General features: G+C 68.5%; 19 protein-coding genes and 1 riboswitch. Of the genes, 16 read left to right on the top strand and 3 right to left on the bottom strand.

Going from position 1 to position 16,154, the window contains the following annotated elements:
* Positions 1 to 59: 59 nt before the first annotated feature.
* Together MC45_RS16300 and clpA are read left to right on the top strand one after the other, a co-directional pair.
* The gene (locus MC45_RS16300; RefSeq protein WP_038665437.1) at positions 60 to 254 is read left to right on the top strand and encodes a DUF1192 domain-containing protein; all 195 of its coding nucleotides are present in this window, start codon (positions 60 to 62) and stop codon (positions 252 to 254) included.
* A 134-nt stretch (positions 255 to 388) separates the two neighbouring features.
* Positions 389 to 2,704 carry an ATP-dependent Clp protease ATP-binding subunit ClpA gene (gene clpA, locus MC45_RS16295; protein WP_038665433.1) on the top strand — a complete coding sequence of 772 codons (2,316 nt, stop codon included), beginning with the start codon at positions 389 to 391 and terminating at the stop codon, positions 2,702 to 2,704.
* A 309-nt stretch (positions 2,705 to 3,013) separates the two neighbouring features.
* On the opposite strand, the gene MC45_RS16290 is transcribed toward clpA, so the two are convergent.
* Positions 3,014 to 3,427, bottom strand: coding sequence for an NUDIX hydrolase (locus MC45_RS16290; RefSeq protein ID WP_038665430.1), 414 nt, complete (start codon positions 3,425 to 3,427; stop codon positions 3,014 to 3,016).
* 422 nt (positions 3,428 to 3,849) lie between these two features.
* Between MC45_RS16290 and MC45_RS16285 the strand changes: the two genes are divergently transcribed.
* The 12 genes from MC45_RS16285 (at position 3,850) to MC45_RS16230 (ending at position 12,516) form a co-directional block, all read left to right on the top strand.
* Positions 3,850 to 5,535, top strand: a complete 1,686-nt coding sequence (locus MC45_RS16285; protein WP_081974478.1) for a GGDEF domain-containing protein — start codon at positions 3,850 to 3,852, stop codon at positions 5,533 to 5,535.
* 58 nt (positions 5,536 to 5,593) lie between these two features.
* Positions 5,594 to 5,785, top strand: a complete 192-nt coding sequence (locus MC45_RS16280) for a hypothetical protein (protein ID WP_038665427.1) — start codon at positions 5,594 to 5,596, stop codon at positions 5,783 to 5,785.
* A gap of 63 nt (positions 5,786 to 5,848) precedes the next feature.
* Positions 5,849 to 6,088 (top strand): exodeoxyribonuclease VII small subunit, encoded by a 240-nt coding sequence (locus tag MC45_RS16275; RefSeq protein WP_038665424.1) that lies wholly within the window; start codon positions 5,849 to 5,851, stop codon positions 6,086 to 6,088.
* A 37-nt stretch (positions 6,089 to 6,125) separates the two neighbouring features.
* Positions 6,126 to 6,983, top strand: coding sequence for a polyprenyl synthetase family protein (locus tag MC45_RS16270; RefSeq protein WP_052075838.1), 858 nt, complete (start codon positions 6,126 to 6,128; stop codon positions 6,981 to 6,983).
* A gap of 11 nt (positions 6,984 to 6,994) precedes the next feature.
* Entirely contained in the window at positions 6,995 to 7,501 is a 507-nt protein-coding gene (gene coaD / locus MC45_RS16265; protein WP_038665421.1) for a pantetheine-phosphate adenylyltransferase, read from the top strand.
* Positions 7,502 to 7,827: 326 nt separating this feature from the next.
* Entirely contained in the window at positions 7,828 to 8,547 is a 720-nt protein-coding gene (locus MC45_RS16260) for a peptidylprolyl isomerase (protein ID WP_038665418.1), read from the top strand.
* Positions 8,544 to 9,578 (top strand): tRNA preQ1(34) S-adenosylmethionine ribosyltransferase-isomerase QueA, encoded by a 1,035-nt coding sequence (gene queA, locus MC45_RS16255; protein WP_038665415.1) that lies wholly within the window; start codon positions 8,544 to 8,546, stop codon positions 9,576 to 9,578. Before MC45_RS16260 ends, queA begins: the two co-directional genes overlap by 4 nt.
* Positions 9,578 to 10,036: an EF-hand domain-containing protein gene (locus MC45_RS16250; protein WP_038665412.1), complete on the top strand. Its 459-nt coding sequence runs from the start codon at positions 9,578 to 9,580 to the stop codon at positions 10,034 to 10,036. Before queA ends, MC45_RS16250 begins: the two co-directional genes overlap by 1 nt.
* 344 nt (positions 10,037 to 10,380) lie before the next feature.
* Complete coding sequence (gene tgt / locus MC45_RS16245) at positions 10,381 to 11,517, top strand: tRNA guanosine(34) transglycosylase Tgt (protein WP_038665410.1); 1,137 nt, start codon at positions 10,381 to 10,383, stop codon at positions 11,515 to 11,517.
* Position 11,518: 1 nt separating this feature from the next.
* A complete protein-coding gene (locus MC45_RS16240) occupies positions 11,519 to 11,707 on the top strand; it encodes a hypothetical protein (RefSeq protein ID WP_038665407.1) in 189 nt (62 codons plus the stop codon).
* Between the two features lie 333 nt (positions 11,708 to 12,040).
* Positions 12,041 to 12,244 (top strand): DUF5818 domain-containing protein, encoded by a 204-nt coding sequence (locus MC45_RS16235; protein WP_038665404.1) that lies wholly within the window; start codon positions 12,041 to 12,043, stop codon positions 12,242 to 12,244.
* Positions 12,241 to 12,516, top strand: coding sequence for a hypothetical protein (locus MC45_RS16230; RefSeq protein WP_038665401.1), 276 nt, complete (start codon positions 12,241 to 12,243; stop codon positions 12,514 to 12,516). Before MC45_RS16235 ends, MC45_RS16230 begins: the two co-directional genes overlap by 4 nt.
* 1 nt (position 12,517) lies before the next feature.
* Here MC45_RS16230 and MC45_RS16225 read toward each other — a convergent pair whose 3' ends face one another.
* On the bottom strand, positions 12,518 to 13,651 hold the full coding sequence (locus MC45_RS16225; protein ID WP_038665398.1) for a metallophosphoesterase: 1,134 nt from the start codon (positions 13,649 to 13,651) through the stop codon (positions 12,518 to 12,520).
* 50 nt (positions 13,652 to 13,701) lie between these two features.
* Positions 13,702 to 13,908 carry a hypothetical protein gene (locus MC45_RS16220; protein WP_137899009.1) on the bottom strand — a complete coding sequence of 69 codons (207 nt, stop codon included), beginning with the start codon at positions 13,906 to 13,908 and terminating at the stop codon, positions 13,702 to 13,704.
* A 180-nt stretch (positions 13,909 to 14,088) separates the two neighbouring features.
* Between MC45_RS16220 and MC45_RS16215 the strand changes: the two genes are divergently transcribed.
* Complete coding sequence (locus MC45_RS16215; RefSeq protein WP_052075720.1) at positions 14,089 to 14,460, top strand: response regulator; 372 nt, start codon at positions 14,089 to 14,091, stop codon at positions 14,458 to 14,460.
* Positions 14,461 to 14,699: 239 nt separating this feature from the next.
* Positions 14,700 to 14,929: riboswitch (cobalamin riboswitch) on the top strand.
* Positions 14,930 to 15,109: 180 nt separating this feature from the next.
* The gene (gene cobW, locus MC45_RS16210) at positions 15,110 to 16,153 is read left to right on the top strand and encodes a cobalamin biosynthesis protein CobW (protein ID WP_038665392.1); all 1,044 of its coding nucleotides are present in this window, start codon (positions 15,110 to 15,112) and stop codon (positions 16,151 to 16,153) included.
* Position 16,154: the final 1 nt, after the last annotated feature.

Below are 16,154 nucleotides of genomic sequence, written 5' to 3'. Positions count from 1 at the left end.
AGATACGGGCATGACGGCCTTATTGACATCGTGCGGGCGGGGGTCAACGTTATGCGACGATGGAATCGGACGACGCCCCGTCGCGTCCCAATGACGCATTGACCGAGCTGCTGCGGCAGGATCTCGATCCGCTGTCGGTCGCCGAGCTCGACGCGCGGCTCGACGCGCTGGAGGGCGAGATCGTCCGGACCCGGCTGGCGCGCGAGCGATCCGTTAACCACCGCGCAACCGCCGACGCGTTATTCCGGCGATGAACCGGCAGGGCACTCGACCGGCCGCGTGCAGGATGCCGACGGTGCGACGTCAAGTGCTTGATGCGGACGCCCGCGATACCGACATGGTTGGAAAGGGCGCGGCGACCCACCGCGGCCCGACTGGAGTAATCTGAATGCCATCCTTCGCCCCCGCGCTCGAGACCACGCTGCACAAGGCGCTCGAAGCCGCGTCCTCGCGTCGGCACGAATATGCGACGCTCGAACATCTGCTGCTCGCGCTGATCGGCGACGAACATGCCTCCAAGGTGATGGAGGCGTGCCACGTCGAGCTCGGCGATCTCAAGACTACCGTCGCGCATTATCTCGATACCGAGCTCGACGCGCTCAAGGTCGATGCCGCGACCGATCCGTCGCCGACCAGCGGCTTCCAGCGCGTCGTCCAGCGCGCCATCCTGCACGTGCAATCGTCGGGTCGCGACGAGGTGACCGGCGCCAACGTGCTCGTCGCCTTGTTCAGCGAGCGCGAGAGCTATGCCGTCTATTTCCTGCAGCAGCAGGACATGAGCCGCCTCGATGCCGTGAGCTTCATCAGCCACGGCGTCGGCAAGGGCGGCGCCGCGACCGAAGCCACGACGCCGAAGGGCGCCGAGGACGACAAGCCCGCCAAGGGACAGGAGAAGGGCAAGACGGAAAGCGCACTCAAGCAATTCACCGTCGACCTCAACGAGAAGGCGAAGATCGGCAAGGTCGATCCGCTGATCGGGCGCGGGCCGGAGGTGGATCGTACGATCCAGATCCTGTGCCGCCGGTCGAAGAACAACCCGCTCTATGTCGGCGATCCCGGCGTCGGCAAGACCGCGATCGCCGAGGGGCTCGCGCGCAAGATCGTCGAGGGCGAGGTGCCTGACGTGCTGCTCGAGGCGGTGATCTACAGCCTCGACATGGGCGCCTTGCTCGCCGGCACCCGCTATCGCGGCGATTTTGAGGAACGGCTGAAGGCGGTCGTCAACGAGCTGGAGAAGCTGCCGCACGCGGTGCTGTTCATCGACGAGATCCACACCGTGATCGGTGCCGGCGCGACCAGCGGCGGCGCGATGGACGCTTCCAACCTGCTGAAGCCCGCGCTGTCGGGCGGCACGATCCGCTGCATCGGCTCGACGACGTACAAGGAGTTCCGCAACCACTTCGAGAAGGACCGCGCGCTGCTGCGGCGCTTCCAGAAGATCGACGTCAACGAGCCGACGATCGAGGATACGATCAAGATCCTCGCCGGCCTGCGCTCGGCGTTCGAGGATCATCACAACGTCAAATACACCCCCGATGCGATCAAGTCGGCGGTGGAGCTGTCGGCGCGCTACATCAACGATCGCAAATTGCCCGACAAGGCGATCGACGTGATCGACGAGGTCGGCGCGATGCAGATGCTGGTGCCGCTCAACAAGCGCAAGAAGACGATCACCGCCAAGGAGATCGAACAGGTGATCGCGACGATGGCGCGCATTCCGCCGAAGTCGGTCAGCACCGACGACAAGGCGGCGCTGGAAAGCCTCGAAACCGATCTGAAGCGCGTCGTCTTCGGCCAGAACAGCGCGATCGAGAAGCTCGCCTCGGCGATCAAGCTCGCCCGCGCCGGCCTGCGCGAGCCGGAAAAGCCGATCGGCAACTATCTGTTCACCGGCCCGACCGGCGTCGGCAAGACCGAGGTCGCCAAGCAATTGTCGTCGATCCTGGGCATCCCGCTCCAGCGCTTCGACATGAGCGAATATATGGAGCGGCATTCGGTCAGCCGACTGATCGGTGCGCCGCCGGGCTATGTCGGCTTCGACCAGGGCGGGCTGCTGACCGATGCGGTCGACCAGAATCCGCATTGCGTGCTGCTGCTCGACGAGATCGAGAAGGCGCATCCCGATCTGTTCAACATCCTGTTGCAGGTGATGGACAACGGCCGCCTCACCGACCAGCACGGCAAGTCGGTCGATTTCAGGAACGTCATCCTGATCATGACCACCAATGCCGGTGCGTCGGACATGGCGCGCGAGACGGTCGGCTTCGGCAATCTCACCCGCGAGGGCGAGGACGAGCAGGCGGTGCAGAAGATGTTCACGCCGGAATTCCGCAACCGGCTCGATGCGATCGTGCCGTTCGGCTATCTGCCGACCGAGGTGGTCGCGCGGGTGGTGGACAAGTTCATCCTCCAGCTCGAACTCCAGCTCGCCGACCGCAACGTCCACATCAATCTGGACGATGCCGCCAAGAGCTGGCTCACCGAGAAGGGCTATGACAAGCTGTACGGCGCGCGTCCGATGGGTCGCCTGATCCAGGAGAAGATCAAGCAGCCGCTCGCCGAGGAACTGCTGTTCGGCAAGCTCGTCCATGGCGGCGAGGTCACGGTGCGGATGAAGGACGGTGCGCTGTCGTTCGGCATCGAGCCGGCGGCGCCGAAGAAGCCCAAGAAGAAGGGCAAGGCCGAACCGGTCGACGCCAAATAGGGTTCGGACGACGATGCAGAGCGGGCCGGACTGGCGACAGTCCGGCCCGTTTTGCTTTGGGAGTGCGGCGTACGGTCGACAGACTGTGCGTTACGCGGACGTGCTCGCGCTGGTGATGGTTTGCTCAGTAATGCCCCGGCAAGGGCGATACCCGACCAGTGCTCCTGCGAACGCAGGAGCCCAGGAGTCCCGAACACCGTAAGGTATTGTCTGCTTGGCCCTGGGTTCCTGCTTTCGCAGGAACACGGTGCTGATCCGTCGATATCACGGCCCTTTGCAGGGACAGCCCCCGGACGCGCGCAGGCTACCCTATGCCCCGATCACCCCCAGCGCCGCCACGGCGACCCGCGTCGGCGTGGTCAGTTGTTCGGGCAGCGCGTCGAGCGCGAACCATCGCGGTCCCTCATGCTTGGTCGGCTCGCAATTGCGCGGCGTGCCGGTGAAGTCGCGGACGCGATAGACCGGCGCGACCCAATGCGTGCCGGCGTCGGCATCGATCTGGTCGACCCAGCACAGCCACTCCGCGGCACCGACGGTGATGCCGAGCTCTTCCGAAACCTCGCGGCGCATCGCCGCTTCGGCGGTTTCGAACAGGTCGATCTTGCCGCCGGACAGGCCCCAGCAGCCCGCCTCGGGCGGCTTGAGCCGGCGCAGCAGCAGGATCTGGCCATCGACGACGATCGCCGCGCCGCAGCCGACGCGCGGTTCGGTCATGGATTGCATGCGTCCCTCCCTCGGTGGAGCCGATGATCTTGGTCACAAATTCCTCGCCCGCCAAGGCAGGGCTATCGCCTATGGCTGCGGTGATGAGGTTCGATCGGTTTCGTTAGCAGGATCGTCACCCCGGACTCGTTCCGGGGTCCACCGGGCCGCGAAAGAAGGGTGTCGACTCAAGCCTTACGCCTCGCCGCAGGGTGGACCCCGGAACAAGTCCGGGGTGACGGGGTCAGCTTGGAAGAGGACAGGCTCACACGGGCGTCCATATGCGATTGCCCTGCCCGCAAGGGGGGCGGCGGCATGCGATAGTCCACGAGCTGAACGTCGATCTTTCCCCGGGCACCGGTATGCCCGATCGCCGCCACCGGGCAAATCGGCTTACCCTGTTGTTAACCAATGGTTTGCACTCGACTGCTAGCCCGCGGCTCATGTCGAGCGCGCCCGCAATACGATGGATCCTCACCGTCCTGTTGCTGGTCCTGACCGCGTTCGCCGCCGATCCGGCCCACGCCGCCGTCCACGTCCCGCTGCGCGCCTGCATCCTCCCCGCCACCGGTCAGGCGGACGGCCGCACCGCCGCGATGCTGTTCACGCAGCCGCAGCGCTTCGACTGCGCGGGCAAGCAGACCGCCTATGGCGCGGGCGACTATTGGGTGCTGTCGCAGCCGCTGCCCGCCACCGGCGACGCGCCGCTGCGCGTGCGCCAGGCGAGCCTGTGGCAGACACGCGCGACGCTCTACGTGCTCTATGCCGATGGCGCGATCCGCCGGACCGGCTTCACCAGCGCTAACGCGGGCCGGCACCTGCGCCTCGGCGCGATCATCGAACTGGCGCTGCCGCGTCACGCCGCGCCGCCGGTGCGGTTGCTGTGGCACGTCGAGGGGGCGCTCAACCGCCGCGGCGTGGTGATCGGGCCGACGCTGATCGACCGCGACGCCGCCGCCGCCGCCGACATGACGATGGCCGCGCTCTATGCGGCGTTCGCCGGCATGTGCCTCGCGCTGCTCGTCTACAATCTCGCGCTCTGGGCGGCGCTGCGTCAGGCGTTCCAGCCGGCCTATTGCCTGATGGTGCTGTGTTTGCTCGGTTATGCCTTCACCTCGTCGGGGCTGCTCGGCCAGATCACCGGCATCGACAACAACGATCGACAGCGGATCAATTACGTGTTGCTCGCCGGCTCCGCCGCCGCGGCATTGGTCTTCGCGCGCGCCTTCTTCGAACGCCGCGTGTTCGACGGCTGGCTGCGGCCGTACAGCAGCGCGGTCATCGCCTTCGTCCTGCTCGCCGCCGCCGCTTATGCCGGACTGACCCCGCGCTTCGCCGCGATCACCGATCTGATCAGCACCTCAAGCTATCTGTTCGTCATCACCCTGCTCGCCCCGATCCTGATCCGCGCCTATCGCCGGCGCAGCAACTATCTGTGGGTCTTCGGCCTCGCCTGGGGCGCGCCGGTGGTGCTGGGCAGCGTCCGCATCCTGGCGGCGTTCAACGTCTTCGCCTGGCAATTGTGGATCGACAATTCGACGCTGCTGGCGATGGCGCTGGAGGCGGCGCTGTCGTCGCTCGGCGTCGCCTATCGCATCCGCCTGCTCAGCCTGGAGCGCGACGCGGCGCGCGAGCAGGAGATCGCCGCCCGCCTGCTCGCCGCGACCGACCCGCTCACCGGCCTGCTCAACCGCCGCGCCTTCCTCGACGGTGCGATCGGCCGCGAGGACGCGCATCAGCTGATCCTCGTCGACATCGACCATTTCAAGCGGATCAACGAGACGATCGGCCATGACGGCGGCGACGAGGTGCTGCGCCTCATCGCCCGCTCGCTGCGCGCCGCAGCCACGCCCGAGGCGCTGGTCGCGCGGATCGGCGGCGAGGAATTCGCGCTGCTGGTGCGTGCCGATACGCCGCTCGACGCGCGCGCGGTGCTCGACCGGCTGCGCATGGAGCGGATGCCGTTCGACCTGGTCGTCACCGCCAGCATCGGCACCTGCACCGGCACGCTGCGCCGCGAGACCGACTGGAAGGCGCTGTACCGCTGCGCCGACCGTGCCCTGTTCGCCGCCAAGGCGGCCGGACGCGACCGCGTCCGCCACGGCGCCCCCCTCGCCCAGGTGGCATGACCCGCTGGCAGCGGGGCCGGCTTTCTGGTAGGAATTCACCCATCGGGAGGATTGCGCGATGAGGGACCGTCGGAAACTGGCCGTGGCAGGCATCGCGCTCGCCTCGCTGCTCGCGCTGCGCCACCCGACGCCGGACATCCGGTTGCTCACCCACGACATCGGCGATCCGCGCCCGCATCGCGTCCAGGCGGCGATCGACCTCGGGCTGGTCGGTGTGTCGGTGCTCTACACCTGGACCGCCCGCCGCTGAGCCGACGCGGCGATGCCGCCGCCCGTGCTTGCGCCTGCTGCGACGCTGCCGCATAGCGAGGCCATGGATAATCCTATCGAAAGCCTGTCGTTCGAAGACGCGCTCAAGGAGCTGGAACGGATCGTCGGCCGGCTCGAAAGCGGCGAGGCGACGCTGGACGAATCGATCCAGCTCTACGAGCGCGGCGACCGTCTGCGCCAGCGCTGCGCCGAGCGGCTCGACGCCGCGCAGGCGCGGATCGAGGCGATCCGCCTCGATGCCGAGGGCAAGGCGACGGCGACGCGCCCCTTTGCCGCAGGCTGATCGCGTGACGACGACGCTCGATGCGGCACTGGCGCGCATGTCCGCGGACATCGACGCGCGGTTCGCCCGGCTGCTGGCGATCCCCGACGATCCCCGCGCCGATCTGTATCGCGCGATGCGGCATGCGGCGATCGGCGGCGGCAAGCGGCTGCGGCCGCTGCTGGTCGGCGCGACCGCCGATCTGTTCGGCGTCGACCGCGACTGTTCGGGCGACGTCGCGCTCGCGGTGGAGGCGATCCACGTCTATTCGCTGATCCACGACGATCTGCCGGCGATGGACGACGACGACCTGCGCCGCGGCAAGCCGACCGTCCACAAGGCATTTGACGAGGCGACCGCGATCCTCGCCGGCGACTGCCTGCACGCGCTGGCGTTCGAGATCCTCGCCGATCCCAGGACGCACGCCGATCCCTTCGTCCGCGCCGAGCTGGTGATGGAACTGGCGCGCGCCTCCGGGCCGGGCGGCATGGCCGGCGGGCAGATGATGGACCTCGTCGCCGAACGCTCGCGCTTCGATCTCGCCACCGTCACCCGGCTGCAGCAGATGAAGACCGGCGCGCTGATCTCCGTTTCGGTGGAGCTGGGTGCGATCCTCGGCCGCGTGCCGCCGGAGGGGCGGCGCAGCCTGCACGGCTATGCGCACGACCTCGGCCTCGCCTTCCAGATCGCCGACGACCTGCTCGATGCCGAGGGCGACGAGGCGGTGGTCGGCAAGGCGCTGCGCAAGGACGGCGAGGCGGGCAAGGAGACGTTCCTCTCGCTGCTCGGCGTCGACCGGGCGCGCGAGCAATGCCGCATGCTCGTCGACCAGGCGGTACGGCACCTCCACGGGTACGGCGCCGAAGCCGACGTGCTGCGCGAGGTCGCGCGCTACGTCGTCGAACGCGATCGCTGAAGGGTAACGACATGGCAGAGCGGATCGGCGTCTATCCCGGCACCTTCGACCCCATCACCTTGGGGCATATGGACATCATCCGGCGCGGCGCGAAGCTGGTCGACCGGCTGATGATTGGCGTCACCACCAACCCGTCCAAGTCGCCGATGTTCACGATCGAGGAGCGGATGGCGATCGTCCGCCGCGAGGTGGCGGGGATCGGTGGCACGGTCGAGGTCGTCGCCTTCGATTCGCTGCTGATGGACTTCGCCGAACGTCAGGGCGCCAGGGTCATCATCCGCGGCCTGCGCGCGGTGGCAGACTTCGAATATGAATATCAGATGGCGGGGATGAACCAGCAGATCAATCCGCGGGTCGAGACCGTCTTCCTGATGGCCGACGTCGCGCTGCAACCGATCGCCAGCCGGCTGGTCAAGGAAATCGCTTTGTTCGGCGGCCCGATCGGCAAGTTCGTCACCCCCGCCGTCTGCGCCGAAGTGGTCGCCCGCGTCGAGGTGATCGGCCGCAAGGGCAGCTGAGGGCGCTCCGCGCGTTAACCCACGGCAAGGCCATCGGACAAGGTGGCGTGACGAGGCTCGATCGATCTCCCCAACGGCCCGTCACCCCGGACTGGTTCCGGGGTCCACCGGGCCGCAATTGCGCGCTTGCTCCTCAAGCCTCTCTCCTCGCCGCAGGGTGGACCCCGGAACGAGTCCGGGGTGACGACGTGAGTATGATAGCGGATCGACCAGCGGGGCAGCGGCGCGAGACGCAGACCAAGTATCAGGAACGTCTGACCACGTTCAGTTTGGTGCAATCCGCATTTTGTTCTAAGCCGCCGGCACCACCCAAGGTTGGATATTCCATGCGCCTGTTCGCCCGTCTGTTCGCGTTTCTTCTCTGCCTGTTCGCGCTGCCCTTCGCGGCGACCGCCGCCGCGGCGCAGGCGGTGCCCGGGGTCGCCGAACGGGCGACGCCGCCGGCGACCACCGACAAGGAAAACCTCTGGCTGATCGATCTGTCGGACGGCGGCCGGGTGACGATCTGGCTGCGCCCCGATGTCGCGCCGAAGATGGTCGAGCGGGTCAAGACGCTGACCCGGCAGGGCTTCTACAACGGCCTGCTGTTCCACCGCGTGATCGACGGCTTCATGGCGCAGGGCGGCGATCCCAAGGGCGACGGCACCGGCGGCTCGACGCTGCCCAACGTCGCGGCCGAGTTCAACTATCTGCCGCACGTCCGCGGCGCGGTGTCGGCGGCGCGTGCCGATGCCGAGAACAGCGCCAACAGCCAGTTCTTCATCGTCTTCCAGCCGCGGCTCAGCCTCGACAAGAAATATACGGTGTTCGGGCGGGTGATCGACGGGATGCAATATGTCGACGCGATCGAACGCGGCGAGCCGCCCGCCAATCCGACCCGGATCGTCCGCGCCTATATCGCCGCCGACAATCCCCCGCCCTATACCGCCGCGGCCGCGCCGGCGCCGGTGACGCTCGGCGCGCCGGTGACGCTGCCCGGTGCCGGCCCGGCCGGCACCGCCGCGCCCAAGCGCGCGCCCGCCGGGGCCGCGCCCGCGCGCAAGTGAGGGTCGACCTTTTCGACTTCGACCTGCCGGCCGAGCGGATCGCGCTGCGTCCGGCGGTGCCGCGCGATGCAGCGCGGCTGCTCGTCCTCGACGGCGAGGCGACACGTGACCTGACCGTCGGCGCCCTGCCCGGCCAGCTGCGCGCCGGCGACTGTCTGGTGTTCAACGACACGCGCGTCATCCCCGCGCAGCTCGAAGGGCGGCGTGGCGATGCGACGATCGGCGCGACGCTGCACAAGCGCGAGGGGCCGCGCCGCTGGCGAGCCTTCATCCGCAACGCCAAGCGGCTGCGCGACGGCGATACGATCGACTTCGGCGCGGGGGTCGGCGCGCGCGCCTCCGATCGCGGCGAGGACGGCAGTTTCGCGCTCGACTTCGCCGGCGACGAGCCGGTCGAGCTGCTGCTCGAGCGCGCCGGCCGCATGCCGCTGCCCCCCTATATCGCCGCCAAGCGCCCGACCGACGCGCAGGATGCGACCGATTACCAGACGATGTTCGCCGCCGAACCCGGCGCGGTCGCCGCGCCCACCGCGGCGCTGCACTTCACCCCGGCGCTGATCGACGCGCTCGCCGCGGCGGGGATCGCGCATGAGACGCTGACGCTGCATGTCGGCGCCGGCACCTTCCTGCCGGTCAAGGCGGAGGACACCGCCGATCACCGCATGCACGCCGAATGGGGCCGGATCGACGCCGCGACCGCCGACCGGCTCAACGCGGTGCGCGTGAACGGCGGCCGGGTGATCGCGGTCGGCACCACCTCGCTGCGCCTGATCGAAAGCGCCGCGCGCGCCGATGGCGTCATCGCCCCGTTCGAGGGCGACACTGCGATCTTCATCACCCCCGGTTACGCCTTCCGCGGCATCGACGGGCTGGTGACCAACTTCCATCTGCCCAAATCGACGCTGTTCATGCTGGTATCGGCGCTGATGGGGCGGGAGCGGATGCAGGCGGCCTACGCGCATGCGATCGCCGCGGGCTATCGCTTCTATAGCTATGGCGATGCGTCGCTGCTGCTGCCGGCGCGATCGTGATGCTGCTCGCGCTGCTGCTCCAGGCCGCCGTTCCGGCCTCGCCCGCGCCCGCCGCGCCGGGCCAGCCGCCGGCGACCTTCGTCGTCGAGCCGGTCGGCATGGCGATCGCGGGATTCGATGCCGACGGCGACGGGCGGACCAGCCGCGCCGAGCTCGACGCGGGCGTGCGCCGCAGCTTCGCCGCGGTCGACAGCGCGCAGGCCGGCACGATCGGCTATATCGCCTTCGCCGACTGGGCGGAGCGCTGGCTCGGCGACCGCAATGCGCTGCCGAGCCCGTTCGAGGTCGACGGCGACGGCGACAATCGGATCACCCTCGCCGAGCTGCAGGCGGCGTTCGCGCGCATCTTCGCGCGGCTCGACGTCGACAAGGACGGCTTCGTCACCCGCAAGGAGCTGCTGACGATCCGCGCCATGGCCGGCCGGATGATGGGACCGCCCGGCAAGCGCAAGCGCTGAGACCGGTCGACATCTGCTGAGGCTGCGACTCGCTCGAGATCCCTTTGAGACGTCTGCAACACTGCCCAGTGCTCCTGCGAAAGCAGGAGCCCAGGAGTCCCGAGTGCCATAAGGCGTTGCTTTGCTTGATCCTAGGCTCCTGCTTTCGCAGGAGCACAGTACTGCTCAACCGGTGATGCCGACTCTCGGAGAGGTAACGACTCGATCCGGGGTGACGAAAGGAGCGAACCCGCGAAATCCCAGAGGTCGTTCTGGTCCCCGCCTGCCCAGCCATCGTTCCATCGCCTTGCTATCGCACCCCGACGCTCGACACCGCGTGCCAGCTTCGCCAAAGCGGGACGATCATGTCCCCGCGTTTCGCCTTCACCATCGCCGCCACCGACGGCCGTGCCCGCACCGGCTCCATCCGGATGCAGCGCGGCACGATCCGCACCCCCGCCTTCATGCCGGTCGGCACCGCCGCGACGGTGAAGGCGATGAAGCCGGCGGACGTCGCGGCGAGCGGCGCCGACATCATCCTCGGCAACACCTATCACCTGATGCTGCGTCCCGGCGCGGAGCGGGTGGCGCGGCTCGGCGGGCTGCATGCCTTCATGGGCTGGGAGCGGCCGATCCTCACCGATTCGGGCGGCTATCAGGTGATGAGCCTCGCCGATCTCACCAAACGCTCCGAGGAGGGCGTGTCGTTCAAGTCGCATCTCGACGGCACCCGCCATCTGCTCAGCCCGGAACGGTCGATCGAGATCCAGCGGCTGCTCGGCTCCAACATCGTCATGGCGTTCGACGAACTGGTGCCGACCACCTCGACGCGCGAGGTACAGGCCGCGGCGATGGAGCGCTCGATGCGCTGGGCGAAACGGAGCCGCGCCGCGTTCGACGCAGGCGGCGATCATGGCGCCAACAATGCGATCTTCGGCATCCAGCAGGGGGCGCTCGACGAGGGGCTGCGCAAGGCGTCGGCGGACGCGCTCGTCGACATCGGCTTCGACGGCTATGCGGTCGGCGGCCTCGCGGTCGGCGAGGGGCAGGAGGCGATGTTCGGCTGCCTCGACTTCGCGCCCGCGCAGCTGCCGACGGATCAGCCGCGCTATCTGATGGGGGTCGGCAAGCCCGACGATATCGTCGGCGCGGTCGAGCGGGGCATCGACATGTTCGACTGCGTCATGCCGACGCGGTCGGGACGGACGGGGCAGGCCTTTACCCGCGACGGGCCGATCAACCTGCGCAACGCCAGATTCGCCGAGGACCAGGGGCCGCTCGACGCCGAATGCGCCTGCCCCGCCTGCACGACGTGGAGCCGGGCCTATATCCATCATCTCGTCCGGTCCGGCGAGATTCTCGGCGCAATGCTGATGACCGAGCATAACATCTGGTTCTACGAATGCTTGATGGCGGACCTGCGACGCGCCATTGCAGCCCAGGAACTGACCCCGTTCGCGAACGCGTTCCGCGCGCGCTACAAGCGGGGCAAGGGAGAGTAATATGTCGGATCAGCCCAATGAGATTCTCGCCGCGGCCGCCGCGGCCAAGGCGCAACAGGATGCCGCCGCGAACACGCGCGATCCGTCGACCAAGAGCCATTGGCCGATGCGGATCATCGGTGTCGGCATCGGCTCCGCGGCGGTGGCGGCAGCGGTGCTGTTCGCCAACTCAGGCAAGAAGCGCGACTGACCGACCCGGAGCGCCGCCTTCGTGCGATTGCAAACTTTGCATGTTGAGCGCTACCATTTGCACTTGCGACATCGGGTGCTGCGCTGCACAAAGAGCGTGCCTTTCAGGCATCCTCTCCTAAAAACTTTTACGGCCGGTCGTTTCGATCGGCCTTTCTTTTTGTCCCGATCTCCGGCAGGTTCCAGTTACCGTGTCCGGGCGGATCGAAACAGAAACGGCAGGAGAGGAGCCGCCGGCAAGACCGGCAACGGCCCGACCGGTTGGGCGGGGGATCGAGCCTTCGGCTCTCCCCCGCCGCCTGTTCCGGCATCCCAGCACGAGGCCCAATTCCTTATGATCGCAATCGGAACCCGGGTCGATGAAACCGGCACGTTGATCCGCGACGGCGGCGCCTTCTACCTGCGCCGCGATTCGGGCGGACGGTTCGAGCTGGAACTCCATCGCACGCCGGTCGATCTGGTCGAGAAGCGCGTGCGGCTGGTCGGCACGTTGGTCGGGCCGGATCTGGTCAATGCCGACGGCGTGGCCCCGGTGTGAGGACCCCGCCCCCTTCCGACGATTATGCCCGCGGCCGGCGCGACGGATTGCGGCTGGCGCTGGCGATCCTCGCCGTCGAAGAGGCGAAATGGGCGGCGTTGCTCGGCGAGAGCCCGTCGTGGCGGACCAATGCGACGCGCGAGGTGCGCTACAAGACGCTCCAGGTCGCGCAGACCCGCGTGCAAACCGCGCTCAACCGTCTCACGCCGAAGGGCGAAGCGGCGGCGATCGACGCCGAACTCGCCGCCGCGCTCGACAAGCTCGGTCTGTAGCTCAGCCTCCGCCCGGTGCGGCGCGGAGCGTGATCCGGGTGATCTCCGGCGGGCGGCCGAGGCGCAGCGCGAAGCCCGGCCACAAGCCGGTGCCGTTGCTGACGTAGAGCGTCATGCCGTCCACCGCATACCGGCCCGACACGAAGCCGCCGTTCGCGGGCCTGAACAATCGGTCGAGCCCGACGATCATCCCGCCATGCGTGTGGCCGGACAATTGCAGCGCGACCCCGCGCGCCGCCGCCCGACGCGCATTGCGCGGCTGATGGTCGAGCAGGAGGACCGGCGCGCCCGGCGGGCGGCGCGACAGTGCGGCGTCGAGATCGGGGCCGGGCTCGCCATGCGACGGCGCGGAGGCGTCGGTGACGCCGGCGAGCACCAGCCCGTCGCCGCCACGCGCCAGCACGCGATGCGCATTCGGCAGCATGCGAAAGCCGAGCCCGGCGAGGTGCCGCATCCAGCCGCCGTAATCGAAGAAATATTCGTGGTTGCCGGGAATGGCGTAGACGCCATCGGGCGCGCGCAATCCGGCGAGCGGGGCGACGTCGGCGCGGCGCATGTCGACCGATCCGTCGATGAAGTCGCCGGTGACGACGATCAGGTCGGCCCCCGCGGCATTGGTGCGATCGACGACGGCCCGGGTCCAGCGTTGCGGAAACAGACGGCTGATGTGCAGGTCGGTGAGCTGGACCAGCCGGTAGCCGTCGAACGACGGCGGCAGGTCGCGCACCGCGACGGTGATGTCGCGCACCGGCGGCACGCGGATCGCCCCGGCAACGCCGACCGCGCCGAGCAGCGCCGCGACGCCGGCGATGCCATAGCGGGCCGCATCGGGCGCCCCCAACACCTCGCGCCGCACCACCATCGTAGCGAGCGTGCCGAGATCGAGCACGATCTGCAGCAGCGCGAGCAACAGGATGGCGCCGAAGGCCCAGTTGAACAGGATGACGATCGCGCGCGGGAATTCCGGCGCGAACACCGATCCCGACGAGAGGCGGCTCCATAAATGATATTGCGAGGCGGCGAGCAGCGTCACCGCGACGCCGCCCTTCGCCCAAAGCGGCAGGGACAGCGGCAGCAGCCAACGGACGATGACGTACAGGGACGGCGTCGCAAAGATCAGGTGGAAGATCGTCATTCTCCTTGCGGCACCGTGCCGCCGCTGCCTCGCAAGCGCCGTCCCGTCGCTCAGCTCGGGTGGGCGGCGCTCTCGGCGGCGGCGTCGCTGGCATCGGTCGGCGTCACCGCGACCGCACCGACATCCGCCTCGGCCTGTTCGGCGAGCTTCATCTGCTCATAGGCGATCTCGAGATCGGCGACACCCGATCCGGTCGGCTGGATCGGCAGGTCGCCGTAGCTTTCGGCGGGGCCATTCTGGTCGGTCGTGTCGGTCATCATTCTCTCCTCGTGCGCGGCGTCAACGCACCGTGCCGGGGACCGGACGCATCGCCCGTCGAACATGCGGAGAATGACCTCTATCAGGAACTTAGATCAGCATGACGCATTAGGAGCCGGTTCGGGAGACGGCGTCGCCACCTCTGGCCTGCCGCCCCCCGGATACTGCCGGGAGCGGTCATGACCCATGTGCTGATCATCGAGGATTCCTATTTGTTCGGCCAGTTCGTCGCCGACGCCGCGGTGCTCGCCGGTGCCGGCAGCACGGAGATCGTGGAGACGCAGGAAGCGGCGGAAGCGGCGGCGCAGCGTTGCATGCCGGGCATGATCATCGCCGACGTCAAGCTCGTCCACGGCTCCGGGGTTCGTGCGGTCGAGCGGATCGTCAAGGGGCGCCGCATCCCGATCCTCTACGTCACCGGCTATCCCGAACGCTGCGGCGAATGCCCGCCGGGATCGACGGTGATCGAAAAGCCGGTGTCGCACGATACGCTGCAACGCTCGATCAGCCGGCTGATCGAGGATGAGGCCGCGCACCTCGCGGCGCATTGACGGGGCGGGGTGGAGCCGCCACCGGCATGATGCGGCGACGGCTCCGACAGTCCTGGAGAACTGCACACGAAGGATCGGGAGAACCCTTCCTGCTGCGCACGGGCTCTAATGGTTAACGGCGGCAAGTCGACCGGAAACGGGCTATGTACGAAACCGTACACAGCGATCGCCGTCTGCCCCCGCCTGCGCGATTGGCAAAGCCGGCGGTAGCGGCTAAGTCGACCGGCGGCGCCGGTTCCCGGTGCCATGATCGCGTCGGTGCCCTTCGCAAGAGGGCGTAAATGGGAATGCGGTGCGGGGCCTCGGCTCCAATGCCGCGGCTGTCCCTGCAACTGTAAGCGGCGAGCGACGGACACATGCCTTCCCCCGCGGGAAGGCGGCCACTGGCAAGGGTTCGCCCGACCCGGGAAGGCCGTGCCCCGAGCGACGACCCGCGAGCCAGGAAACCTGCCGGCGATAGGGTCGCTCTTGCTTCGGTCCAGGGGATGGCCGGGGCACGGTGTTCCGTCTGAGCGACGAAGACCCATGCGGTTGGCCCGCATCGGTGCGTGGCGCGGGCGACATGCGAAGCGCCCGTCCGTCGCTCGCGCATCGGCGATATGTGGCCCCACCGTGTTCTCGTCGTCGCGGCGCTCGCGAAGGAACATCCGTGGCCGATCCACAGCTCGCCAAGATCCCCGTCACCATTGTCACCGGCTTCCTTGGCGCCGGCAAGACGACGCTGATCAGCCATCTGATCCGCAACGCCAACGGCCGCCGGCTCGCGGTGGTGGTCAACGAATTCGGCACCTTGGGTGTCGACGGCGACATCCTGAAGGGCTGCGCGATCCCCGATTGCCCGGCGGAGAATGTCGTCGAGCTGGCCAATGGCTGCATCTGCTGCACCGTCGCCGACGATTTCATCCCGACGGTGGAGACCTTGCTCGCGCTCGACCCGCGCCCCGACCATATCCTCATCGAAACCTCCGGGCTCGCGCTGCCCAAGCCGTTGCTGAAGGCGTTCGACTGGCCGGCGATCCGCTCGCGCATCACCGTCGACGGCGTCATCGCGCTGGCCGACGCCGAGGCGGTCGCCGCCGGTCGCTTCGCTACCGATGTCGCCGCGCTCGACGCGCAGCGCGCCGCCGATCCGGGGATCGACCACGAGACGCCGCTGGCGGAGGTGTTCGAGGACCAGCTCGCCTGTGCCGACATGGTGCTGCTGACCAAGGCCGACCTCGCCGGGCCGGAGGGCGTCGCCGCCGCCCGCGCGGTGATCGCCGCCGAGGCGCCGCGGCCGGTGCCGGTGGTCGAGCTGGTCGACGGCGTGATCGATCCGGCTGTGATCCTCGGCCTCGATGCCGCCGCCGAGGACGACATCGCCGCCCGCCCCTCGCATCATGACGGCGAGGACGAGCATGAGCACGACGATTTCGACAGCCTCGTCCACGAAATCGGCGAGATCGACGATCCCGCCGATCTGGTCGCGCGGATCGAACGGCTCGCGCGCGAGTCCGACGTGTTGCGCGTCAAGGGCTATGCGGCGGTGCGCGGCAAGCCGATGCGGCTGCTCGTCCAGGCGGTCGGCGCGCGGGTGCGGACGCAATACGACCGGCCGTGGCGGCCGGGCGAGGCGCGCGCTACCCGGCTGGTCGTGATCGCCGAGCGCGACCGGATCGACCCCGCGACGATCGGGCCCGTGCTGAACGGCTGAG

It is taken from the genome of Sphingomonas taxi, assembly GCF_000764535.1.
Classification (GTDB): Bacteria; Pseudomonadota; Alphaproteobacteria; order Sphingomonadales; family Sphingomonadaceae; genus Sphingomonas; species Sphingomonas taxi.
The sequence above is the reverse complement of the archived record's forward strand: the minus strand, read 5'-3'. Positions and strand labels throughout refer to the sequence as shown.

Excerpts from the sequence above, each read along its gene's own strand:
- MC45_RS16290 (WP_038665430.1), bottom strand. The coding sequence starts at position 3,427 with ATGCAATCCATGACCGAACCGCGCGTCGGCTGCGGCGCGGCGATCGTC.
- MC45_RS16235 (WP_038665404.1), top strand. The coding sequence starts at position 12,041 with ATGATCGCAATCGGAACCCGGGTCGATGAAACCGGCACGTTGATCCGC.
- MC45_RS16220 (WP_137899009.1), bottom strand. The coding sequence starts at position 13,908 with ATGACCGACACGACCGACCAGAATGGCCCCGCCGAAAGCTACGGCGAC.
- tgt (WP_038665410.1), top strand. The coding sequence starts at position 10,381 with ATGTCCCCGCGTTTCGCCTTCACCATCGCCGCCACCGACGGCCGTGCC.
- MC45_RS16280 (WP_038665427.1), top strand. The coding sequence starts at position 5,594 with ATGAGGGACCGTCGGAAACTGGCCGTGGCAGGCATCGCGCTCGCCTCG.
- MC45_RS16250 (WP_038665412.1), top strand. The coding sequence starts at position 9,578 with ATGCTGCTCGCGCTGCTGCTCCAGGCCGCCGTTCCGGCCTCGCCCGCG.
- MC45_RS16270 (WP_052075838.1), top strand. The coding sequence starts at position 6,126 with ATGTCCGCGGACATCGACGCGCGGTTCGCCCGGCTGCTGGCGATCCCC.
- MC45_RS16240 (WP_038665407.1), top strand. The coding sequence starts at position 11,519 with ATGTCGGATCAGCCCAATGAGATTCTCGCCGCGGCCGCCGCGGCCAAG.
- coaD (WP_038665421.1), top strand. The coding sequence starts at position 6,995 with ATGGCAGAGCGGATCGGCGTCTATCCCGGCACCTTCGACCCCATCACC.
- MC45_RS16215 (WP_052075720.1), top strand. The coding sequence starts at position 14,089 with ATGACCCATGTGCTGATCATCGAGGATTCCTATTTGTTCGGCCAGTTC.
- MC45_RS16300 (WP_038665437.1), top strand. The coding sequence starts at position 60 with ATGGAATCGGACGACGCCCCGTCGCGTCCCAATGACGCATTGACCGAG.
- clpA (WP_038665433.1), top strand. The coding sequence starts at position 389 with ATGCCATCCTTCGCCCCCGCGCTCGAGACCACGCTGCACAAGGCGCTC.
- MC45_RS16285 (WP_081974478.1), top strand. The coding sequence starts at position 3,850 with ATGTCGAGCGCGCCCGCAATACGATGGATCCTCACCGTCCTGTTGCTG.
- MC45_RS16275 (WP_038665424.1), top strand. The coding sequence starts at position 5,849 with ATGGATAATCCTATCGAAAGCCTGTCGTTCGAAGACGCGCTCAAGGAG.
- MC45_RS16260 (WP_038665418.1), top strand. The coding sequence starts at position 7,828 with ATGCGCCTGTTCGCCCGTCTGTTCGCGTTTCTTCTCTGCCTGTTCGCG.
- MC45_RS16225 (WP_038665398.1), bottom strand. The coding sequence starts at position 13,651 with ATGACGATCTTCCACCTGATCTTTGCGACGCCGTCCCTGTACGTCATC.